This is a genomic window from Amycolatopsis sp. NPDC026612 (assembly GCF_040638285.1).
In the GTDB taxonomy this organism is placed as follows: Bacteria; Actinomycetota; Actinomycetes; order Mycobacteriales; family Pseudonocardiaceae; genus Amycolatopsis.
In genome coordinates this window covers 1-22,033 of sequence record NZ_JBEZYB010000054.1, presented here as the reverse complement: position 1 = coordinate 22,033, position 22,033 = coordinate 1, and the positions used below count along the sequence as shown (strand labels likewise).

Genomic DNA, 22,033 nt, shown 5'->3' with positions numbered 1-22,033 from the left:
CCGGTCCGGACGAGCGCGGCGACGCCTCCCGCGGGCGCACTCGCCGCCGCGGGTGGAGCGCTCGGCAGCAGGATCGCCCGGCTCGGTCAGCCTCGGCGCCTGCCCGCCGCCGTGGCTCTCGTTCTCGCGGTCACAGTGCTGGCGACGCCACTCAGCCTGCACCTCACACCGCTCTGACCGCCTACGGCGAAAGCGACTACGTGACGAAGCCGTTTCCGGCCAAGAGTTCCTTGTCCCGCAGGGAAGTCCTCGACAACGTCTGGAGAGATGAGATGATCACCCTCCGCGACGACGGGTAACCACCCGTCCACAGAACTCCGGGCATCGGCTCGCGAACAGCAGCATGTTGCCGGTCGCCTGGGAACGAGCCGTTGTCGTTGCCATAGCCCATACCCGTTCACCCCGCGCCGCACTGCGCGAGCCGGTTACCATCGGCTGGTGTCGAATCCGAGCGAAGACAACACAGCGCAGCTGGCGCAGGTCCTGCAGGACATCGAGCACGCCGCCGAGCAAGCCGCCGGCTGGCTGAGCGAACGAGACCGCCTCGTCGCGGCGGCCAAGGCCCTCGGCGGCAGCCACCGCCAGATCGCCTCGCGCGCCGACCTGTCCCACGCCGCGGACACAGAGCTGATCAAGCCGCAGGTCACCTCGATCGCCACGCACCCTGGTTCCGGAAGCTGATCCATCGGCCGTGGGCATCCACCCCGGTCAAGGGGTGGCGTGCTGACGACCCGGCCGGGCAACGCTGGTGCACCGCAGCGGGCGCGACCTGCGGTGTCGCCGCGTTCCGCTCGGGGCAGCAGCTTGCGGACGCTCGGACGCCGGTGAGGCGGGCCGGGACGGTGAACCCGTCGTCGCGAGCACAACCTGACCCGGTCGGGCTTTCCCAGACGAAATGAGCGGCCTGGCAACGGGATCCGGTCGCGGGTCCGCAGTGGACCCTGGACAGCGACCTCGGACCCTACGACGTGCTGGACGTGCGGCTGGTGGCCGCGGACACGGTCATGAATCCGTCGTCACCGCGCGGCCGTGGTCGAGGCCGGGCCGGTCCACTTCTGGTTCTGGCCGCCGTTGCAGGTCCCCAACCGCACCGCGGTCCCGTTGGCGGTCGAGCCGGCCGCGACCTCCAGGCAGAGCCCGGACTGTGTGCTGGTCACGGTACCGTCGGCGTTGCTTCGCCACTTCTGGTTGGTCCCGCCGTGGCAGGACCAGATGATCACTGCCGTGCCCGCGCTGGTTCCGCCGCCCTCGGCGTCGAGGCAGCGCAGCGTGTCGCCGGAGTAGACGGTCAGCTCGGCGGCCGCGGTGGCGGTCCACGTCTGGTTCGTCCCGCCGTTGCAGTCCCACAGCTGCAACCGGGTGCCCTGCGTCGTCGACCGGCCCGGAACGTCGAGGCACCTCCCCGCGGCCACCGAGCGCACCGGGCCGCTGCGGGTTCCGGTGCTGCCGTTGTCGAGACCGAGGAAGGAAATCGCGTACGCGAGCATCCCGGCCTGCGGCAGGGTGTGACCGGTGCCCGAGACGACGATGCCTTCCACGGTGGCGTGGGTTCCGGTGTCGCCGTAGCGGTTCCGCGTCCAGGACGACTGCGGGTGATCGGTGGCGGACGGCGTCTGGTTCAGCCCGTGCAGGGCGGTCCACTGTTTGATCTCTTCGCCGTAGTTCGGGTAAGCTAGAGTCGTGTCCTGGTCGCCGTGCCACAGCTGCATCCGCGGGTAGGCGCCGGTGTAACCGGGATACATGGCATGAGCCTGATCGGCCCACTGCTGCGGGGACTTGACGACGTTCCCGCCGGCGCACTGGCTGTTCCACAACGAGCCGTCCGTGGTCGCGAAACACCCCGCGGGCACGCCGGAGAACGCGGCGCCTGCGGAGAACACGTCCGGGTACTCCGCGGCCAGGACGTTCGTCATCATGGCCCCCGAGGAGAAGCCGCTGACCACGATGCGGCCCGGGTCCACGTTGTAGTGCTGCCGGGCCCACCCGACCATCGACATGATGCCGGTGGAGTCGCTGCCGCCGTTGCGGGTCAGGCCCGCCTTCGTCGAGACGTCGAAGCAGTGCCCGTCGCGGGTGGCCTCGGGCACGACGACGACGTAGCCGTACCGGTCGGCCGCCGTCGCGTAATCGTGCCCGTTGCCGTTGAAGATCCCGCCCGCCGAACCACCGCAGTAGTGGACCAGCACGAGCAGCGCGGGTTTCGCCGCCAATGAGTCGGGCGCGTACACGTACATGCCGAGGTTGGTGGGGTTGGCGCCGAAGTCGGTGACCCTGGTCAAGGTGGCGGCCGCCGCGGAACCGGCGGTCAGGAACGCCACGGTGACGGTCAGCGGCACCATCAGCAGCACCGCCAGCAAGCCGCGGATCACCCGTTTCATTGCTTCCTCCGCCTTCATCGCCAGATCCACCGCTCAGCAGACCGCCGGAGGCGGCCTTCTCGGGTCAGGTCCCCATCGTGATCCCGGACGGGAGGGAATACTCCCTTCGGGAATCCGGCTGGTGCGCGCCGTGAATTCGTCCGGTTGCCGAACCAGGGAAACAGGACTCACGATAAGAGCGGTCGATGACGAGGTCAATGATCATTCGACCGCCGCTGAAAGTTACTCGTCATCCCGGTTCCGTTCCCCAGCCGTATCGGGCCGCCGGAGGACACGTACGGCGGCCTCGCCCGAGGCAGGAACCGCAGCGGTGCCCGCCCGGCTGTGACCCGGCAACTCGGCCTTCACCTCATCGTCACCGATAGGCGGAAGTCGTTTGCGACTTGACTGATTCAAGCGAAGGAAGGCCCCCTGGGTGACGTGTGGACGATCGCGATTGACCCTCCGCAAAAGGCCCTCGGCTGCGGGGATCCACCAACGCTCCACCTCGGACACGTTGACCCGTTCTTCGCGCCTGTCCGCAGCGGCCTCAGATCGGCGCGTTGGACAACCGCCGCGCGAGCGAGTCCAGTACTGCGACGATCTCGGCGACCTCCTCCGGCTCGGCGCCCAGCGCCGTGGCCAGTACGCCGTCGACGGTCATGGTGTCGGCCTGTCGCCGCCCCTTCTCTGGCACGCCCGGAGCGGGGTACACCAGAGTGCGGCGCCGATCGGCGGGGTCGGTCTCGGTAGCCATCACACCGTCTTCGCGGAATCTGGCCACCGAGGAGGACACCAGGCTCTGCGGGAAGCCGGTGCGCTCGGTGATCTCGCTGATGGAGCTGCCTGGATGCTCGAAGACGTCGACGAGGATCGTCCGGGCGCTGGTCGGCAGCCTGTGGAACCCCGATCGGGGGATGGCGTCCTGGCCGATTCTGATCAGCTTGTGTCCCAGGAGAAACAACTCGAGCCCGTTCATGTCTCCCATGATGCACCAACCATGTGATACATCTATAAACAGATGCATCTCTTATCTGATGTTGTTCGGACGGGAAGGAAGCACTCTCCATGACGGCCTCCACGACCCTCGACGTCCCCGGAGCCCGGCTCCGGTACCTGCAGCGCGGCAGCGGCCCGCTCCTCCTGCTGATCGCAGGCGGCGATGGCGACGCTGCCGCCGGCGACGACCTCGCCACCCGGCTCGCCGGCACCTACACAGTGCTCACCTACGACCGCCGCGGCTTGTCCGAGAGCACGATCCACGAGCCGGCACAGTCTCCGACCATCACCACCCACGCCGAGGACGTCCACCACCTGCTCGCCGCACTGACGACGGAACCCGCTTTCGTCTACGGGAGCAGCATCGGCGCCCTGATCTCGCTGGAACTGGCGTCCCGGCACCCTGAGCTGGTCAGCACCCTGGTCGCGCACGAACCGCCCGCCACCCAGCTTCTCCCCGAACCCGAGCGCACTCGCGCCCGGCAGGACCAGCAGGAAGCCGAGGACATCCACCGGGCCGAGGGCGCCTTTCCAGCGCTGCGCAAGTTCGCGGCCTTCGCCGGCATCGACTTTGCCGATCGCGAGCCCGACGCGGCGGTCACGCCGCCCGGCCCGGAACGGCTGGCGAACCTGGAGTTCTTCCTGACCCACGACGCACCGGCGGTGCGCCGTCACCAGCTGGACATGGCAGCGTTGAAGGCCGCAGCCACCCGCATCGTGCCCGCCGTCGGCCAGACCTCGGCCCATATCTGGGCTCATCACTGCGCCCGCCTGCTCGCCGAGGAACTCGGCACGCCATACGTGGAGTTTCCCGGCGGCCACAACGGTGCCGCCTTCCGGCCCCGAGCCTTCGCCGCACGGTTGCACGACGTGCTCAGCAGCACGGTGCCGTGATCAACCCTGCCGCGACGATCTCGGCGGAACCCGCTCAACCGCGCACGAAGGTCCGCGAGCGCATCGCGTTCGCGACCATCGCCACGCCCTCCTCGGTGAACAGCGACTCCGGGTGGAACTGCACGCCTTCGATCGGGAACTCGCGGTGCCGGACGCCCATGATCTCCCCGGTGGGCGACCAGGCCGTGACGACCAGGTCGGCCGGCAGCGAAGCCGGGTCGATCACCAGGGAGTGGTATCGCGCCACGGTCAGCGGGGTGCGCAGGCCCGCGAAGACACCACGGCCGTCGTGCGCCAGCGGCGAGCACTTGCCGTGCATCGGTTCGGCCGCGTGCACGATCCGGGCGCCGAACGCCGCGCCGATCGCCTGGTGCCCCAGGCACACGCCGAGGATCGGCACGCGCCCGGCCAAGCCGCGGACCAGGTCCACCGAGATGCCCGCGTCCGCCGGGTCGCCGGGGCCGGGCGAAATCACCACCAGCTCCGGCTCGAGCGCGGCGACGTCGGCCACGGAGACTTCGTCGTTGCGGTGGACCTCGCACTTCGCGCCCAGCGTCCCGAGGTACTGCACCAGGTTGTAGACGAACGAGTCGTAGTTGTCGAGCACGCAGATCACGCGGCCGCCCCTTCCACCGTCACGCCGAGGGCGCGGGCCCCGGACCCGAGCTTCGCGAGGCACTCCGCGTACTCCTCGGCCGGGTCGGAGTCGTGGACGATGCCGCCGCCGGCCTGCAGCCGGATTTCGCCGTCGCACCACACCATGCTGCGGATCGTCAGGTAGAGGTCCACATGGGACACGCCGAACGAGCCGACCGCGCCCGAGTACAGCCAACGCCGTGACGGCTCCAACTCATCGATGATCTCCATCGCCCGCACCTTCGGCGTCCCGGTCATGGTCCCCGCCGGGAACGTCGCCCGGATCAGCTCGGCGGTGCCCCGCTCCCCCGACGGCTCACCCCACACGTCCGACGTCAGGTGCATGACGTGCGAGTACCGCTCGACGGCCAGCAGCCGCTCCACCGACACGCTGCCGGGGCGGCACACCCGGCCGAGGTCGTTGCGGGCGAGGTCGACCAGCATCCGGTGCTCGGCCAGCTCCTTAACCGACGAACGCAGATCGTCCTCGGCGAGCCGGTCGGCGCGGCCGTCGCGGCCCCGCGGCCGGGTGCCGGCCAGCGGGCGGATCAGCGCCCGGCCGCGGATGAGCGTCAGGCACGGTTCCGGGGACGCGCCGACGGCCTCGAACTCCGGGCCGCCGTACCAGAAGTGGTACGGCGACGGGTTGATCTCGGTCAGTCGCCTGTAGACACGCAATCCGTCCACGGTGGCCGGTGCGGTCCAGGCGTTGGACAGCACGAGCTGGAAGACGTCACCGTCGAGGATGTGCCGCTGCGCGCGCCGCAGCGCGTCGACGTACTCGTCGTAGCCGAAGCCGAACGTCCCGGCGCCCACCGCGACGGTGCCGAGCGGGACGACGGCGAGCCGGTCGAGCGTCCGGGCGACCCGGGTGGCCGCGGTGCGGGCGGCCGCGGGGGTCGGGCCGCGGCCGATCACCCGGCCGTCGATGATGAGGACCTCGGGCAGGAAGAACTCGTACACCGGACGCCCGTCCGACGGGTGGCGGCTGGGCAGCCGCTCGAAGTCGCGTGCGGCGTCGTAGGCGAGGAAGCCGTACCAGGCCGCTTCGGCGTCGGTGGTGTCCGGCGGGAGATCCAGCCCGGCCAGCAGGCCCACTGCCGCGGTGAGCGGCGCGGGCCCGTCGCCGCCGGGGTGCGCGAGGACGGCGAGCTCGCCCGCGGCCAGCACCGCGTCCCGGCCGCCCGGCCCGGCGGTGAGCATGACGCGCCCGGCGGGGCGCAGGGCCGCGGCCGCCGCCACCGGGTCGACCGCCGTGGCCAGCGGGACGACGTGGCGGTGCAGCCGGGCTCCGGCCGACAGCGCGGACGTGATCATCGCGCGCCCGCCGGCACCCGGAACTGCGTCCGCTCGTGGGCGCCGACGGGCTTGCCCATGGCGTAGCGGAACGCGGCGAGCTGGATCGCCCGCGGCGGGCAGCCTTCGACGAAGATGCCCAGGTCCCGGCTTTCGTACAGGCAGTTGCCGACGAGCACGACCTCGCCACGCAGGGGCGGAAGCGAAACCTGCGGCCCCGAAATGACGGTCAGTTCCCCGTCCCACTCGCACAGTTCCCCGGCCAGCGCCTTCATCGCCCCGGCGACGAACCGGCTGCACGCCGGGCAGGCGTTGTCGGCGTAGACGCGGATCCCTTCGCGCGGCACGACGATGTCGACCGGCGCCTTCACCATGTCGAACGCCAGGTCCTCGAGCGGGGTCCCGAGCAGCTCGATGTCGTCCAGGGCCAGCGGTCCCATTCCCCGCTGGTGCGCGTCCCGCAGGTAGGCGACGCTGTCCGGGTCGAAGCCGGCCAGCGTGCCGACGGCGACGTCGAGCGCGACGGCGTTGCGGCTCGCGGCCAGGAACCCGGCCTCGCGGGCCTGCCCGTCCATCGGGTAGTTGCCCTCGATCACCGTGGTCCCGTCGCACACCACCAGGTCCTGCGGGCGCATCAGGTTCAGGTCCACTGTGGACTCGTCGACGCCCGCCATGTGCACGATCCGGGTCGTGTACCCGGGCAGCAGCCCGACCAGGTTCTTCATCGCGTTCGAGTAGACGACGCTCGCGTGCGTGCGCAGCTGCGGGACGCCGATGAAGTAGTCGCAGTCCAGGATCAGCTCGGGCACGGCGATCGGCACCCGCAGCGACGTCGCCTCCGGGATGCCGGTGATGCGCAGCGGCAGGTCGTCGAAGCTGACGATCCGGGCGTACTTCGCGGCCTCGTGGTCGCGGAGGATTTCGTAGATGGCGTGCGTGCGCTCGGCGATCACCGGACGCGCCCCGTGCTCGGCGACCACGCGGGCGATCGCTGCCAGCAACGCCGGTCGCACGTGGAAGCCGGGCGCCGTCTGGAACAGGTTCGGCTTGATCAGCACCTCCGCGCCGGCCGGCAGCCCGGACAGCGGGTCGCCGAGCAGGGCGAGGAGCCGGTCCAGGCCGGCCGGCACGTCGGCGTCGCCACCGACGGCCGTGAGGGCGACCGCCTCAATCATCGGTGTCCTCCACCGCGATGACGCGCGCCGGGGCGGCCTCGGCGCCGGCCACCTTGGTCGGCAACGCGATCAGCTGGACGACCTGCCGGGTCAGCTCGTGCATGTTGGTGACGTACTCCAGCAGCGGGATGCCGGCGGCGAGCAGCGCGTGGTGCACCGGGGACTCCGCGTCGCCGGGCCGTTCGGTGAGGCAGTCGAAGCCGATGAGACTGGCGCCGTTGTCGATGGCCCACCGCGCGGCCGACGGCGTCAGGTAGGGCGGGCGGTCCCAGTAGTCGGGCCGGCCCCAGTTGTGCCGCAGGTAGTCGGTGCGGATGAGGAGCCGGTCGCCGGGCTGCCACACGGTCCGCAGCGTCTTCTCGAGGTCTTCGCCGGTCACTTCGTCCAGTTCGCCCTTGTAGGACAGGTCGGCGACGCAGGCGCGGCCGATCAGCGTCTCGAGGGGAACCTCGTCGATGCCTTCGGTGCCGGGGAAGAAGTGCAGCCGGTACTCCATGTGCGTGCCGTTGTGCGGGAACACGTGCAGGTAGGAGAACGTGCGCTTGGTGCCGTACGGGTCGGTCTCCGGCGTCATCGAGCGTTCGCTGACGAACTTCGGGAACCAGTCGGCGGGGTAGGACGGCATTCCGTCGTAGAAGCCGTGGGTGAGGTCGACGAGTCGGGGCACCGGGGTTCTCCTTGCTCAGCAGGTGAAGAGGCAGGTGTTGCGGACGTCGGGATTGTTGATCATGGTGATGACGGTGGTGCCGCCGGGCGGGATCGCGCGCACGCCGCCGCCGGACAGGCCGGCCGGGGTCATGAACGCCGCCCACAGCGCGTACCACTCGGAGCGGGCGCCGGTTTCGGGGTCGATCACGGTCTCCAGGTTCGGCCGCACGATCTCCTGGACGAGCGAGCCGGTCCGCGAACCGGCGTCGAGGGTCTCGCGCCAGGTCCGCGCGTCGACCTCCTGGCCGATGACGACACCTTGGCCGCCGTAGAGCCCGGTCGGCTTGAAGACCAGCTGCTGCTGCCGCTCGACGCACTCTTCGATGCGGCCCGCGTCCGGGCCGGCGCCGGGACGTCCCAGCATCCGGCACCACGGCAGCACGCGGTCGATCACGGCCTGCTCCTCGGCCGAAAAGAGCGTGGCGAACTCCGACAGCATCGCCAGGGTTCCCTTGTTGCCGAACACGTTCGTCGGCGTCCAGACCACCACCTGGCCGGCTTCGTGGGCGCGGAAGACCGGCTCCAGCAGCGCGTCGCAGTCCGGGTGCGCCAGCATTTCCTCGAGGCCGTAGTACCGCAGGATGACGTCGACCGGCGTGCCGTCGAGGTACGGCTTCCCGGCGCGGTACACCAGGTCGCCGATCTCCCCGACGCGGCACTCGACTTCGTTCTCCGCCAGCAGTTCCGCGATGGCCCGGCGCTGGTGGCCGTAGGTCGTCATCCCGCCGGGGCCTTCGACGATCGCGACCACCGGCTCGCCGGCGCCGATCGCCTTGCCCGCGGTGCGCAGCGCCTCGGCGAGGTCGGAGCCCATGTCGAGGAACCCGAGGCCGTGCTCGGCGGCGAACTCGGCGACCGCCGGGACCCGCAGGTACGCCTTGGGCAGCGTCCCCACCATGTCCAGGCCGCCGAGCGCGCTGCCGATGTTGTACTCCAGCAGCTTGAACGCCGTGCCGTCGTAGTAGACGTCGGCGCGGCCGTAGAGCGGCGGCGGTCCCTCGCCGAGCAGCCGGGTCATCAGCGCGGCGTGCCGGTCGTCGATGCCCAGCGCGGTGCGGAACCGCGTGAAGTCGCCGTCGAACAGGCGCCGCGGCAAGGTTCCGACGAGCTCGTAGACCGTGACGAGGTCCCGGCCGAACGCGCGGTACTCCGCCTCGTCGACCACGACCGGCCGCGGCAGCAACCGGGGCCAGGAGAGCCGTTTGGTCTCCGACAGCTCCAGGCTCGCCCGGGCGTGGCGCAACGGGTTCTCCGGTTCCGCGCACGCGGCGAGGTAGGACTCGGTGATCAGATCGGACCGTGCCGACATGGTTACCTTCCAGGGGTTCAGGCGGAGACCGGGACGGGTGTCCCGCGGCGGGCCAGGATCACGCGGTACTGGAGGATGATGACGACGCCGAAGACCAGGTAGATCCCGGCCATGCCCTGCATGCTGACGATCGCGCTCAGGCTGATCAGGATCGAGTTGACGATCTGGCCGAACCGGATGTGCAGGTAGTACGCGGCCAGGTACCGCGGCCGGCCGTCGTCCGGGGCCAGCTCGGCCAGCAGGGCCTGCTGCACCGGCAGGTTCATCAGCTCGCCGGCGGTCAGCACCACGACGGCGACGAGCAGCAGCCACGCGTCGTCGGTGACGGCGAGGACCGCGAACCCGCCCGCGTACAGCGTGATGCCCGAGTAGAGGCGGGCGCGGTCGGGCATCCGCTTCAGGAGCGTGTTGACGACCAGCGCGAACGCGACGACCAGCACGGTGTTGACCGCCTTGAGCACGCCGAGCATCTCCACGCCGGTCACAGCGCCGAACGGGAACACGGGCTGGGTGGGGAAGTCCGTCGCCAGCCGGATCCCGATCGCGGTGCTCAGCTGGCCTTCGAGCGTCAGGATCAGCGTGGCGGCGATGATCAGCCGGCGGAACGTCGAGTCGGCCAGCACCACCCGGTACCCCTGGACGAACTGGGCGACCCCGGTGAGCTTGGTGGCCGGCCGCGGCGTGTCCGGTCTGGTCTCCGCCACCAGCGTGACGGTGATGGTGAGGGCGACCGCCATGCCGATCGCGCCGCCGAGGATCACCGCACCGAAGTGGGTGCTGTACAGGAAGGCACCGAGCAGCGCTCCGGTGCCGAGCGCGAGGTTGATGACCCAGTAGTTGACCGTGTAGACGAACTTGCGCTCGTCCGGCGGCGTCACGTCGATGATCGTCGCGTCGTTGGCGGGCAGTGCGAGGTTCGTCCCGAACTTCACGATGGCGTAGCTGAAGTAGACGGCGAGCGCGCCCCAGCCGGAGTAGTAGGCGACCGCCATCAGCGCGAGGAACCCGGTACCGACGACGTCTCCGACGATGAGCACGGGACGGCGTCCCCAGCGTTCGGACAGGTGCCCGCCGGCGAGCATGCCGACCACCGCGAACGCGGCGAACACCAGGATCAGCGCGCCGGCGACCGCGACGCCGACGTGCGCCGCGAGGTAGATCGCGATGAAGGTGAGGATCATCGCGTCGATCAGCTTGTGCACGAACGCGAGGCCGATCCGGACCCGGACGTTGCGGTGCAGGGCGAAGAAGGCCCTCATCGGACTTCCACTTCGATCAGGGCGCGGACGTGGTCCGCGCGGGCTTGGGCCTCCGCCGCGTTCGCGGAGCCGGTGAGGATGACGAACCCGTGGCGGGTCTTCGAGCTGACCGTCTCCGGCAGGACGTCACCGGGGACGAACGGGAAGCTCAGGGTGTCCACGTAGTCCAGTGCGCGTGCCTCCTCGAGACCCGACACCCTCCGGAGGGTCCCGGTGGGGAAGGCGAAGTAGGCGATGTGCCCGACCGGCCCGCCGGGTTCCGGCAGGGACGCGCGTCCGGCGAGGGCCGCGAACATCGCCCGCTTGACGTCGAACCCGCGCGCGTGCTCGATGATGTCCGGGATCTTGTCCCCGCCCAGCCGCGCCTGTGACTCCACGATCCGCGGGCCGTCCGCGGTGAGGATGACCTCGGTGTGCGCCGGCCCGCACTGGTAGCCGACGGCGTCGAGGAGTTCGACCGCGAGTGCCGCCACCTGCCGTGTCCCGGCCGTCTCCGGCTCGCCGAAGAGGTGGCCGCGCTCGACGAAGTGCGGCAGCGGGCCGAGCAGCTTGCGCGTCACGCCGAGCACGTGGTGCTCCCCGCGCACGGTCATCGTCTCGACGCTGAACTCCGGGCCGCGCAGGTACTCCTCGACGAGCAGGGGCCCGGAGTAGGCCAGTGCGGCGAGTTCGCCGCCCCAGGCGGGGAGCTCGGCGGGATCGGTGAGCAGCCGCGTCCCCCGGCTGGCCGACAGCGCGGCGGGCTTCACCACGACCGGCAGCGTGAAGCCCGCCAGCAGGGGTTCGACGTCCTGCCAGCGGTCCGCGGTGGCGAACCGGACCGTCGAGATGCCCTTGTCGCGCAACAGGGTGCGCAGGGCGAGCTTGTCGTTGAGCAGGAGCACCGAGTGCGGCGAGTTGACGGCCTTGCCGAGCTCGTCGGCAACGTCGTAGGCGAGCTGCATGCTCTCCTCGCTGCCGACGTGCCAGACGTGCTCGGCGCCGGTTTCCCCGACGGCGGCCCGGATCGCGTCGGCGTAGGCGAGGCGGTCGGTGAAGTCCACCAGCCGGAGGCCGTCGGCGAGCGCCTCGACCTCCTTCAGGTACCCGGGGGCGTCCGCGCCGAACAGCCGCGCGGCCTCGGCCGGGTCCCAGATCGCGGTGATCCGGAAGCCCTCCGCGCGCGCTTTGCCGAGGTACGCCTTGTACGGCATGACCATCACGAGGTTCGGCATGTCTTCTCCTGTCCGGGCTCGGCGTGGGTCCAGCCTCGCCGACGCGGCCATCAGCGGGCCATCGGCGACGCATCGGCGCGGGTGCCGACCACGATCTGCTGGGCGGCGGCTTCGGCGATCCGGCCCGCCAGGTAGGCGTCACCGGCCGTCGCCAGGACGTGACCGACCCGGTCTTCGTTCACCCGCAGGGCATCCACCCGCCCCCCGGGCCCGACGGACACGACGGCCTCGCGGACCCCGGGCAGCGCGGCGGCGATGGCCAGGCCGGTCACCTCCGTCACGACGCCGGGATCGGCGGTGAGGTAACGGATCGCCGCGCCGGCCTGCGGCTCGGTGACGACGTCGCCGACGGACTCGCCGAGGTACTGGCGGATCAGCAGCTCCATCGTGGACCACCCGAAGCTGTGGTCCATCAGCTCGGTGATCCGGTCGCCCGCCGGGCGGGGGTTGATCTCGATGAGCTTCGGGCCCGCGCCGGTGTACTTGATTTCGACGTGCGCGATGCCGAGGTCGAAGCCGACGGCCGTCGTCGCGGCCACGGCGGCCGACTCCAGCTCGCGCCGGACCGGGTCCGGCAGCGCCGTCGGGAAGCCGTGCCCGAGCTCGATGAACCGGTTGCGGCCGCCGAGGATCTTGTCGGTCACCCCGAGCACGCGGACGGCCCCCGCCTCGGCCAGGATCTCCACGCTGACCTCGAACCCGACGAGGCATTCTTCGACGAGCACCTCGGGCGAGCGGGCCTGGCCGCGGCGGTTGGTCGCCGCGGACCGGATCGCGGTGAAGGTCGCGGTGACCTCGTCCGGGGTGGTGCAGCGGACGACGTGCGCACCGCTGGTCTCGTCCACGGCTTTGACCACGCACGGCAGCCCGATCTCTTCGGCGGCCCGCAGGGCGTGTTCGACGGTGGTGACGACGCGGAACTCCGGGACGGGCACGCCGCGCTCGGCCCACCGCCGCCGTTGCGCGGCCTTGTCCCGCGCGATCCGGACGGCGGCCGGGTCGGGCCCGGGCAGGCCGAGCTGGCGCGCCGCCTCGGCGGCCTGGATGACCTCGTACTCGGCCACCGAGAGCAGCGCGTCGAGCGGGGTCGCGGCGTCGACCGCCTTCACCGCCTCCAGCAGCGGTTCCAGCTCGTGGGTCGGACAGGTCACGACCTCGTCGACGCACGTTTCGAGCACTTCGGTGCCGCCCGGCGTCGCGTGGTAGCGGTCCAGGCCGCAGCTGAAGAAGGTGACGTGCAGACCCAGCCTGCGCGCCGCCCGCAGGGCGTCGAACCCGGACCCGGACCGGTTCGACTCGACGAACCCGATGCGTCTCATGGCCGTTTCCTCATTCTCCCGGTTTTCGTTGAGGACGCCGAGGCTCATCACCGATGGCCCCCGGCCACGGCGTGCAGCCAGCCGAAGTCGTCGGGCGCCTGGCCGTACTGGACGTCCAGCAGGGCGTTCAGCAAGCGGCGGGTGACCGGGCCCGTGGTGCCGTCGCCGATCGGCCACTCGCCGTCCGGGGTCACCGCGTGCCCGACCGGCGCCACGGCACGCGCCGTGCCGCACGCGAACGTCTCCGTGATGCGTCCCTCCCGGCAGCCGCGTTCCCAGCCGTCGAGGGTGACCGGCTCTTCGGAGACGCTCAGGCCGAGCCGCCCGGCCAGCCGCAGGACCGAGTCCCGGGTGATGCCGGCCAGCAGCGTTCCGCTCAGCGGCGGGGTGACGAGCCGGTCGCCCTCGACGAAGAACAGGTTGGAGCCGCCGACCTCTTCGACGTACCGGCGTTCGCGCGCGTCCAGCCAGACGACCTGGTCGCACCCGTGCGCCACGGCCTCGCGCTGCGCGATGTACGACCCGCCGTAGTTGCCGCCGCACTTGATCGTGCCCGTGCCGCCGTCGGCCGCCCGGACGTATTCGGGTGACGCCCACAGCCGGATCGGCGCCGGCTCGGCCGTGGCGGGCCGGGCGGGGCTGCCGATGACGGCGAACAGGTACTCCTCGGCGGGCCGGTTGGACAGGTGCGTCTCGGCGGCGATCAGGAACGGCCGCAGGTAGAAGCTGTGGCCGCGCGCGCTCGGCACCCAGTCGCCGTCGACGCGGAGCAGCGCCTCCACCGCCGCGACGAAGTCGGCCTCCGCCAGCTCGGGCATGGCCATCCGGCGGGCCGAGCGCGCGAACCGGGCGGCGTGGTCGCGGGGCCGGAAGAGCACACGCTGCCCGGCGGGGCGCCAGAACGCCTTCAGCCCTTCGAAGACGGTCTGTCCGTAGTGGAGCGCCATGGTGGCCGGGTGCAGGGTGAACGCGGCCAGCGGGCCGGTCCGGGCGTCGTGCCAGCCGCGACCGGCGGTCCACCGCGCGGTCACCATGTGGTCGGAGTAGAGCGAGCCGAACCCGGGCGTGCGCAGCAGTTCTTCGCGCTCCTCGGCCGGCATCGGCTCGACGCGCTCGGGCGCGAACTCCAGGGTGGTCATCAGAACTCCTCGCGTTCGAAGCGGGCCAGTGCCCGGTCGGCCAGTGGGCCGGCGAGCCCGGTGTAGCCCGCCGGGTCCAGCAGGCCCGGGGGAACGTCCGCGCCGAGCACGTCGGCCAGGTCCGCCCCGGTGCGCTCGGCTTCGACGGCCGCCTCGGCCAGCAGGCGCTTGGCCACGGCCTTGCCGAGCTTCGGGGCCAGGAAGGCGTTGACGCGTTCGGAGACGATCGCGCCCCGGGTGAGCCGCAGGTTCGCCGCCATCGCCTCGGGTCGCACCCGCAGCGTCTCGGCCAGGCGGACGGCGTTCGCGGCGGCGCCGGCCGTGGTGCGCAGCGCGTCCCGCAGCGGCTGCCACTCCGCGTGCCAGCCGCCCGATGACCGTTCGTCCTCGGCCGACATCGACTGGAAGAGGACGACGGCGAGCGGCGGCAGCTGCCGGGCCGCGGTCGCCACCAGCGTCGCGAACACCGGGTTGTGCTTCTGCGGCATGGCCGAGGACGCTCCGCGGCCCGGCGCCCGCTCTTCGGTGACCTCGCCGATTTCGGTGCGCGACAGCACGAGGACGTCCGCGGCGATCTTGCCGAGCGCGCCCGTGGTGACGAGCAAAGCCGACGCGACGTCGGCGATCGGCGTCCGGATCCCGTGCCACGGCAGTACTTGCCGGGCCAGGCCGAGTTTCCGCGCCACCCGGTCCGGCAGCTCCGGCGCGCCGGGACCGTACTCGTCGTAAGCGGCGAGGGTTCCCGCCGCGCCGCCGATCGACACGGGCAGCCCGGTGCGGGCCCGCCGGATCCGCTCGACGGCGTCGAGCACGAGGTGCAGCCAGGTCGCGGCCTTGAGCCCGAACGTGACCGGCACGGCGTGCTGGGTCAGGGTGCGCCCGGCCATCGGCGTGTCCCGGTGCGCGCGGACGTGCCCGGCCAGGGTCCCGGCGGTGGCGAGCAGATCCCGCTCGACCCGGCCGAGCGTGGCCGTGCACAGGAGCATCAGGGCGGTGTCGAGGATGTCCTGGCTGGTGCTGCCCCGGTGCACGTACTCGGCGGCGGCCGGATCGACCGCGGCGGTGAGCCCGGCGACGAAGGCGACCACGGGGTTCGCGGTCTCGCGGACACCCTCGGCGATGGCTGCGCGGTCCAGGTTTCCGGGGACCGCGGCGGCCCGGATGGCCTTCGCCGCCTCCTCGGGGATCACGCCCAGCTCGGCTTGGGATTCGGCGAGGGCGACCTCGACGGCGAGCATCGCGGTCAGCAGCGCGTGGTCGTCGACGAGCGCGCCGGCGCCGGTCGCGGCCCATGCGGGAGCGAGCAGCTCACTCATGCGGTCCTCCCCAGCTCGTCGCGGTCCACCGCGATCGCCAGGCACGACCGCGCGATGGCGTCCGAGTCGCCGAGGATCACCGAGTTGACGCCCGGCCGGATGCCCGCCGCGGTCACCCAGTGCACCGCCTCGGTCGGTACCCCGAACGCGAACCGCCGCGGGTGGAGCCGGCCCCCCGCGTCCACCACGTGGTACGGCCGCCGGGTGACCGCCAGCCCGCCCGTCTCGAACTCGCCGATGCGGTACGGGCGGCACTCCCCGCGGGCGAGCAGCGTCCGCAGCAGCGGGTCCGTCGTGCGCCGCACGTCGGTGTCCGGAAGGCGCGCCTCGATCAGCGTCTTCGCGCGGACCACGACGTCGGGGCACGCGGCGGACCGCGCGACGAACCGGCCGCCGGTGCCTTCGATCCGCAGGTCCGGGCCGAGCACCTCGAGCACGCCCGCGTCCAGCAGCGCACCGAACTGCTCGACGCGTTCGACGGGTGGCCCGATCGACAGGTACGCGTTGAGCGGCATGTACCACCGCCGCAGGTCGTCGCGGTAGGAGGCGCCGGAGATCCCGCCGTGGTCGACGGCCAGCCGGATCTCGTTGCGCAGATCGCGCAGGACGTCCGTCGCCGCCTTGAGCGGGCCGGTCACGTTGCCCGTGCGCGCCTCGGCCAGCTCGGTGTCCACAGCGGACCGCAGCCACGCGCGGAAGGCCGCCGTCGAGGTGAGATCGGCGGCCGAGTAGGGCACCGCGACGTGGCGCCAGTCCCAGCTCCGGTCGAGACCGAACTCGGCCAGGACGATCCGCTGCGCCCCGGTCTCGCGCACCGCCAGCGGATCGCCGTCGAGCGGCACCTCGGCGGGGCCGGCCGCGGCGAAGGCTTCGGTGAACTCTTCGACGTCGCAGGCGCACCCCCGCTGCCGCACCTGGGCCGCGTGGAAGACCGTGCGCACCTCCTGGTCGATCAGCGGCCAGACATCGCGGCGGAAGTCGGCGCCGTCCCGCAGCCGCCCGATCACCGCCGGTGTGAGGAACCGCGGTTCGTGCCGGCCCGACGCGCCCTTCTCGTTGCGGGCGCGCGCCTGGTACGGGACACCGCGCCGCGATCCGGCGACCAGCCGCGGTTCCCGTCCGGACGGCACGTACGTCAGCGCGCCACCCGGCTCGCGGGTGAACCGGCCGCCGCGCCCGAGCGTGAGCAGGGCCAGGTGGTCGAAGAAGTTCAGGCCCATCCCGCGCAGGAGCACCGGCTCCCCCGCGGGCACGCCGTCCGTCGGCTCGTCGGCCGGGTTGCCCGGCCCGAAGTAGCGCAGGCCGTGGCGCCCGGCGTACCGGCTCAGCTCCGCTTCGGCCGGGCTGAGCTCGTGCGGCTGGTGCCCCAGCGCGAGCACGACGGCGGCCAGGCCGGCGACGATCGTGCCGTCGTCCAGCACGACATCCTGGTGGCCGGCGCGGCCGTCCCGGACGTCGACCGCCCGCGCCTGGTGGGCCACGAACCGCACCTCGGGCGGCGCGGTCCGCGTGATCCGCCGCCGCGTCCAGCGCAGGTAGCTGCCGTAGAACGCCCGTGACGGGTAGTCGTCCGGGCCGAGCGCCTCGGCTTCGGCCCGGACGGCGGCCGGCACGTCCGGGCTGCCGAGCAGCGCGATCGAACGCGCCCACTCGTACAGGCTGGGACCGCGCACGACCGGACCCGCGCAGTCGACCGTCTCGTCGACGAACATGGTCACCTGGCCGGCGACGGTGTTCATCAGCAGCAGGCGGTCCTGCGTGCTGCGCCACACCTGGCCGCCGTCGGCCAGCCGCGGGTCGACGAGGTGCACCACGAGCCGGTGGCCGCGTGGCACGAGCGCGCCGGCGTTGGCGCTCACCCGTTCCGCGACCGACAACCCGCGCGGGCCGAGCCCGATCACCGCGATCTCCGACGTCTCCCCGAACACTGTCTCCCACTCTCGTACTGGTGACTTGGTCAGCGTCTCTGCAGGCTCCGGCCGAGCCCGGCCGCGACGCCGGCGAGCCGGCTCATCAGCCCGGCGAACTGCTCCGGTCGCAGCGCCTGCTTCGCGTCGCACAGCGCCTCTTCCGGCCGGACGTGGACGTCGATCAGCAGCGCGTCCGCCCCGGCCGCGACCGCGGCGAGCGACAGCGGCTCCACCAGCTCCGGCCGTCCGCCCGAGTGGCTCGGGTCCACGATGACCGGCAGGTGGGTGCGCTGCTTCCACAGCGCCACCGCCGTCAGGTCGAGCGTGAACCGCGACGACGGCTCGAACGTGCGGATGCCGCGCTCGCACAGCACCACCTGGTCGTTGCCTTCGAGCAGCAGGTACTCCCCGGCGGCGAGCGTCTCCTCGACGGTGCAGCCGAACCCGCGTTTGAGCACCACCGGCAGGCCGCTCTGGCCCACCGCGCTCAGCAGCGCGAAGTTCTGCATGTTCCGCGCGCCGATCTGGAAGCCGTCCACCACCTCGGCCAGCCGCTTGACGTGTTCCGGGTCGACGACCTCGGTGACGAACGGCAGGCCCGTCTTCGCCCTGGCCTCGGCGAGCAGCTCCAGGCCGGTGAACCCGAGCCCCTGGAACGCATGCGGCGACGTGCGCGGCTTGAAGGCCCCGCCGCGCAGGCCGACGGCGCCGTGTTCGGCGACGAGCTCCGCCGTGGCGAGCATCTGCTCCGACGTCTCGACCGCGCACGGGCCGGCGATCACCGCCACCGAACCGTCGCCGATCGTGGCCGGGCCGAGGGACACCGCGGTGCCGCCCGGGCGGATCTCCCGGCGGCCCAGCCACGCCTCGCCGCCCCGCGGCACGCGCCGGGTCGGCCGCGGCAGGTCCGGCGCCGCGGCGAGCAGCCCGTCACCGTCCGCTCCGGACACCGGCAGGACGTGGCCGGCGCCGAGCCGGTACATCTGCGTCGGCACGCCCGCGGACTCCAGGTGCCGCAGCCAGCCGTCGACCCCGGCGCGGGTCACGGTCTCATCGAACACGAGCAGGAAGTCTTCGTCGGTCACGGCCATCGTCTCTTCTCGAAAGGGTTTCACGCCAGCGCGTCGCTGGTGGCGAGGTTCTTCCCCCGGCGGTCACGGACGTGCACGGCGAGGTCCTTGTACTTGTCCCGGAGGAAGCGCTTGAGCGACTTACCGGTCACACCGAGCGGGAAGTCGTCGTCGCCGGTGGCCACCTCGACGACGGACAGTTCGGGTTTCCCGTTGGCCCGCAGGACTTCGTTGGCCGCGAACAGCACCTTCTCCGCGTCCACGTCCCGGCCGGTCACGACGGCCACGGCCACCTGCTCCCCGTGGTGGCCGCCGGCCACGACGGTGCAGTCCTCGACGCCGGCGACCTCGTTGAGGATGAGCTCCTCCATCAGCACGGAGTACCCGGGCCCGGCGGCCGTGTGCACGACGTCGACCGCCCGGTCGACCTGGTAGAAGTTGCCGTCCTCGTCGCGGTACGCGATGTCGCCGGTCAGCCAGTAGCCGGCGAGCTTGCTGCGGTAGTAGGTGTCCTGGTTCCCCCAGTAGCCCACGGTCATCGACGGCGGCTTGGCGCCGAGGAAGCCGTACTCGCCGGGCTCGGCGAGCGTGCCGTTCTCCCGCACGATCGCGACGTCGGCGAACCCGACCGGCTTGCCGACGCAGCGGTCGTTGCGCTCGGTCGCGAGAGTGCGCGGCTGCATGAGCACGCCCCAGCCGAGCTCGGTGGTGCCGAGCCGGTCGAGGAACGCGGCCGGCGGCAGCTCCGGCGAACGGCGGCCGAGGATGTCCTTCAGGTGCCGCTCGTGGATGGCGTCCGCCATGGACACCCAGATGTTGACCGAGTCGAGTGCGCCCTTCGGCGTCTCGACGGCCGCGAGCTCCGGGTAGGCGTGGCCGAACGCCATCACCATGGTCGGCTTGTGCGTCTCGACGGCGTCGGCGAGTTCGGCGCCGGAGACGTCCCGCCAGACGACCATCGGCTGGCCGCCCAGCACCGCGTAGGCGTTGAACGACACACAGCCCTGGTGCGACTGCGGAAGCGCGTTCAGGATGAGCGCGCCGGGTTCTTCCAGGTAGTTCACCGCACGCCACTTCGGACCGTCCAAAATGGTCTTGTGGGTGTGGATGACGGGCTTCGGCAGGCCGGTGGTGCCGGAGGAGTGCATGAGGCCGACGGGGTCGTCCGGGTGGTGCCGGAAGTGGTCCGCGTCCGGCAGGACGGCCGACGGCGGCCCGGCCTGGCCGGTGTGGACCCACGCGAGGTTCAGGCGGTCGAGGTCCGGGGCGATCCGGTCGAGCCGGTCGGAGTCGGTGTAGAGGCCGACGGCCCCGCTGCGCTCGATCAGGGCGACCGCGCTGTCGCGCTTCGCATTGCTGTTGATGAGCATGGAGATCGCGCCGATCCGCGCGAGCGCCGAAAGGTGCAGGAAGTACTGAAGGGAGTCGGGTGGGAAGACGGCGACCCGGTCGTGCGGCCGGACACCCCGTTCGAGGTACCAGACCGACCAGCTCTGCACGAGGTGGTCGAGGTCGCGGAGGCTGAACCAGTGCTTCGTTTCCCCGTCGGTGTAGGGGATCGGCGTGAGCGAGTGGATGAAGGGCTCGTCCGGACGGGGGTTGAGCTCGAGCATGGCGGGCAGCAGGTTGCCCCCGCCGATGCTCGGGTCGGCGAGAACCTGTGCCCGCAGTTCCGGGCTCAGTACCGTCTTGTGCGTGAACTCCATGGCATCACTTTCTGCTGCGGGACCGCGGCTTTCGACTCCACGACCGAGGGTGCCGGATGCGTCCATCGGCGACGCATCAGTGCTGCATCGGCGGCGACGGCGTTGCGGGGCAACGGATATCGGAGTCGCACAGCGAGTTCGCCCGGTCACCGGCAGGCAAAAGAAAACCGTCCGGAGCCGGTCGGCTACGGACGGATCGGGGTGGCCCGGGCGGTTCAGCCGACGCTGCGCTCCAGCTCGCCGACCGGAGCCAGCGTCGTCCGGCCGAACGTGGTCAGCAGCCCGTCGCCCAGGTCCGGTTCATCCACCTTCGTCCGCGCGTGCTCCTGGACCAGGTCGTGGAAGTGGTACCGCCCCGCGGCCCGCTGGCGCAGCAGGTGAGCGTCGAACAGCGCCTCCAGCGACCGCTCCGCCTCCGGCACCGGCCGGCCCACCAGCCGCGCCGCGTCGGCGGCGTCGAACTCCTCGCCCGGGCCCGTGGTCGCGCCCAGGACCCGGAACAGCCGGCGCTGCCCGGCCGGCAGCCTCCCGTAGGAGACCTCGAGCCGCGACGCCACGCTGCGGTCCTCCAGGCTCAGCTCGGCGAGGCGCGTGACGCGGTCGCGCAGCCGGAACACCAGATCGTCGAGGGACCACGCCGGCCGGTTGTGGAACCGGCACGCCGCGATCGCGACCGCCAGGGGCAGGTACCCGCAGAGCGCCACCACCTCCGCGACCGCGTCCGCCCGGCCCGCCGTGCGGTCCGCGCCGGCGATCCGGGTGAACAGCGCCGCCGCGTCGGGCGCACCGAACACGTCCAGCGAACGGGCCGTCACGCCGTCGAGGCCGGCCAGCCGGCGGCGGCTGGTGACGATCACCTGCGCCTTTCCCGTGCCGGGCAGCAACGGACGGACCTGCCGGGCGTCGAGGGCGTTGTCCAGCACCACGAGGACCCGCCGCTCGGCGAGCTCCGCGCGCCAGCGCGCCGCGCGCTGGCCGCAGCCGTGGGGGATCCGGTCCGGCGCGAGCCCGAAGTCCAGCAGCAGCCGCTCCAGCGCCGCGTCCGGTTCGAGCGGCTCCCGGCCGGCCGTGTGCCCGTGCAGGTCGAGGTAGAGGTGCCCCTCCGGAAACCGGTGCGCCAGCTGGTGGCCGAGCCGGACGGCCAGTGTCGTCTTGCCGACGCCGGGCATGCCGTCGATGGCCAGGATGCTCAGCGCGGTTCCCGCCGACCGGCTCACCGACAGGGCCCGCAGCTCCGCGGCGCGGCCGGTGAAGTGCGCGGTGTCGTACGGCAGGAACGACCGGCCCGGGGCGGGCTCCGGCCGCCGCTTCGGCAGGTCGTCGTGCAGGATCCGCTCGTACAGCTCGCGGATGCTCGCGCCCGGGTCGACGCCCAGCTCGTCCCGCAGCATCCGGCGGCCCTGTTCGTACGCGTTGAGCGCGTCGGCCGTCCGCCCGCACCGGTGCAGGGCCAGCATCAGCAGCTTGCGGGACTCCTCCCGCAGCGGGTGCCCCGAGACGAGCTCGCCCAGCTGCGGCACGAGCGCCGACGCCTCTCCGCCGTCCAGGCGCAGCGCGGCAAGCCGTTCGGTCGCGGTCAGCCGGTTCTCCTCGAACCGCGCGGCGGCGATCTCGAACACGGGGTTGTCCAGCCCCGACAGGGCGGGCCCGTTCCAGAGCGCGAGCGCCGCTTCCAAGAGCTCGACGGCCGCGGCGGCCCGCCCGGGGGCGGCCGCCGCGGAGGCCG

The 22,033-nt window shown here is 72.0% G+C and carries 18 protein-coding genes; 2 read left to right on the top strand and 16 right to left on the bottom strand.

What is annotated here, in order from left to right:
* Window positions 1-438 precede the first annotated feature (438 nt).
* Complete coding sequence (locus AB0F15_RS33010; RefSeq protein ID WP_360279023.1) at window positions 439-681, top strand: hypothetical protein; 243 nt, start codon at window positions 439-441, stop codon at window positions 679-681.
* A 335-nt stretch (window positions 682-1,016) separates the two neighbouring features.
* On the opposite strand, the gene AB0F15_RS33005 is transcribed toward AB0F15_RS33010, so the two are convergent.
* Together AB0F15_RS33005 and AB0F15_RS33000 are read right to left on the bottom strand one after the other, a co-directional pair.
* Window positions 1,017-2,378: a PHB depolymerase family esterase gene (locus tag AB0F15_RS33005; RefSeq protein WP_360279021.1), complete on the bottom strand. Its 1,362-nt coding sequence runs from the start codon at window positions 2,376-2,378 to the stop codon at window positions 1,017-1,019.
* A 529-nt stretch (window positions 2,379-2,907) separates the two neighbouring features.
* The gene (locus AB0F15_RS33000) at window positions 2,908-3,336 is read right to left on the bottom strand and encodes a MarR family transcriptional regulator (protein WP_360279019.1); all 429 of its coding nucleotides are present in this window, start codon (window positions 3,334-3,336) and stop codon (window positions 2,908-2,910) included.
* Window positions 3,337-3,425: 89 nt separating this feature from the next.
* Here AB0F15_RS33000 and AB0F15_RS32995 point away from each other — a divergent pair, with 89 nt between their 5' ends.
* Window positions 3,426-4,250, top strand: coding sequence for an alpha/beta hydrolase (locus tag AB0F15_RS32995; RefSeq protein ID WP_360279016.1), 825 nt, complete (start codon window positions 3,426-3,428; stop codon window positions 4,248-4,250).
* 34 nt (window positions 4,251-4,284) lie between these two features.
* Here AB0F15_RS32995 and AB0F15_RS32990 read toward each other — a convergent pair whose 3' ends face one another.
* From AB0F15_RS32990 to AB0F15_RS32925, 14 genes are all read right to left on the bottom strand, one after another.
* Window positions 4,285-4,866: an aminodeoxychorismate/anthranilate synthase component II gene (locus AB0F15_RS32990; protein ID WP_360279013.1), complete on the bottom strand. Its 582-nt coding sequence runs from the start codon at window positions 4,864-4,866 to the stop codon at window positions 4,285-4,287.
* On the bottom strand, window positions 4,863-6,203 hold the full coding sequence (locus tag AB0F15_RS32985; RefSeq protein WP_360279011.1) for an anthranilate synthase component I family protein: 1,341 nt from the start codon (window positions 6,201-6,203) through the stop codon (window positions 4,863-4,865). The genes AB0F15_RS32990 and AB0F15_RS32985 overlap by 4 nt, the downstream gene beginning before the upstream one ends.
* Complete coding sequence (locus AB0F15_RS32980) at window positions 6,200-7,357, bottom strand: DUF362 domain-containing protein (RefSeq protein ID WP_360279008.1); 1,158 nt, start codon at window positions 7,355-7,357, stop codon at window positions 6,200-6,202. The genes AB0F15_RS32985 and AB0F15_RS32980 overlap by 4 nt, the downstream gene beginning before the upstream one ends.
* The gene (locus tag AB0F15_RS32975) at window positions 7,350-8,024 is read right to left on the bottom strand and encodes a cyclase family protein (RefSeq protein WP_360279005.1); all 675 of its coding nucleotides are present in this window, start codon (window positions 8,022-8,024) and stop codon (window positions 7,350-7,352) included. Before AB0F15_RS32975 ends, AB0F15_RS32980 begins: the two co-directional genes overlap by 8 nt.
* Window positions 8,025-8,039: 15 nt before the next feature.
* A complete protein-coding gene (locus AB0F15_RS32970) occupies window positions 8,040-9,374 on the bottom strand; it encodes a hypothetical protein (protein ID WP_360279002.1) in 1,335 nt (444 codons plus the stop codon).
* A gap of 17 nt (window positions 9,375-9,391) precedes the next feature.
* Window positions 9,392-10,633, bottom strand: coding sequence for an MFS transporter (locus AB0F15_RS32965; protein ID WP_360279000.1), 1,242 nt, complete (start codon window positions 10,631-10,633; stop codon window positions 9,392-9,394).
* Window positions 10,630-11,847, bottom strand: coding sequence for an ATP-grasp domain-containing protein (locus AB0F15_RS32960; protein ID WP_360278997.1), 1,218 nt, complete (start codon window positions 11,845-11,847; stop codon window positions 10,630-10,632). Before AB0F15_RS32960 ends, AB0F15_RS32965 begins: the two co-directional genes overlap by 4 nt.
* A gap of 50 nt (window positions 11,848-11,897) precedes the next feature.
* Entirely contained in the window at window positions 11,898-13,166 is a 1,269-nt protein-coding gene (locus AB0F15_RS32955; protein ID WP_360278994.1) for an ATP-grasp domain-containing protein, read from the bottom strand.
* Between the two features lie 47 nt (window positions 13,167-13,213).
* Window positions 13,214-14,305 (bottom strand): branched-chain amino acid aminotransferase, encoded by a 1,092-nt coding sequence (locus AB0F15_RS32950; RefSeq protein ID WP_360278992.1) that lies wholly within the window; start codon window positions 14,303-14,305, stop codon window positions 13,214-13,216.
* Entirely contained in the window at window positions 14,305-15,621 is a 1,317-nt protein-coding gene (locus tag AB0F15_RS32945; RefSeq protein WP_360278990.1) for an adenylosuccinate lyase family protein, read from the bottom strand. Before AB0F15_RS32945 ends, AB0F15_RS32950 begins: the two co-directional genes overlap by 1 nt.
* Window positions 15,618-17,549, bottom strand: coding sequence for an FAD/NAD(P)-binding protein (locus AB0F15_RS32940; RefSeq protein WP_360278988.1), 1,932 nt, complete (start codon window positions 17,547-17,549; stop codon window positions 15,618-15,620). Before AB0F15_RS32940 ends, AB0F15_RS32945 begins: the two co-directional genes overlap by 4 nt.
* A 29-nt stretch (window positions 17,550-17,578) precedes the next feature.
* Window positions 17,579-18,622 carry a 3-deoxy-7-phosphoheptulonate synthase gene (gene aroF / locus AB0F15_RS32935; RefSeq protein ID WP_360278985.1) on the bottom strand — a complete coding sequence of 348 codons (1,044 nt, stop codon included), beginning with the start codon at window positions 18,620-18,622 and terminating at the stop codon, window positions 17,579-17,581.
* Between the two features lie 20 nt (window positions 18,623-18,642).
* Entirely contained in the window at window positions 18,643-20,307 is a 1,665-nt protein-coding gene (locus AB0F15_RS32930) for a class I adenylate-forming enzyme family protein (protein WP_360278983.1), read from the bottom strand.
* A gap of 215 nt (window positions 20,308-20,522) precedes the next feature.
* A partial coding sequence (locus AB0F15_RS32925; protein WP_360278980.1) for a BTAD domain-containing putative transcriptional regulator occupies window positions 20,523-22,033 on the bottom strand: 1,511 nt, incomplete at its 5' end.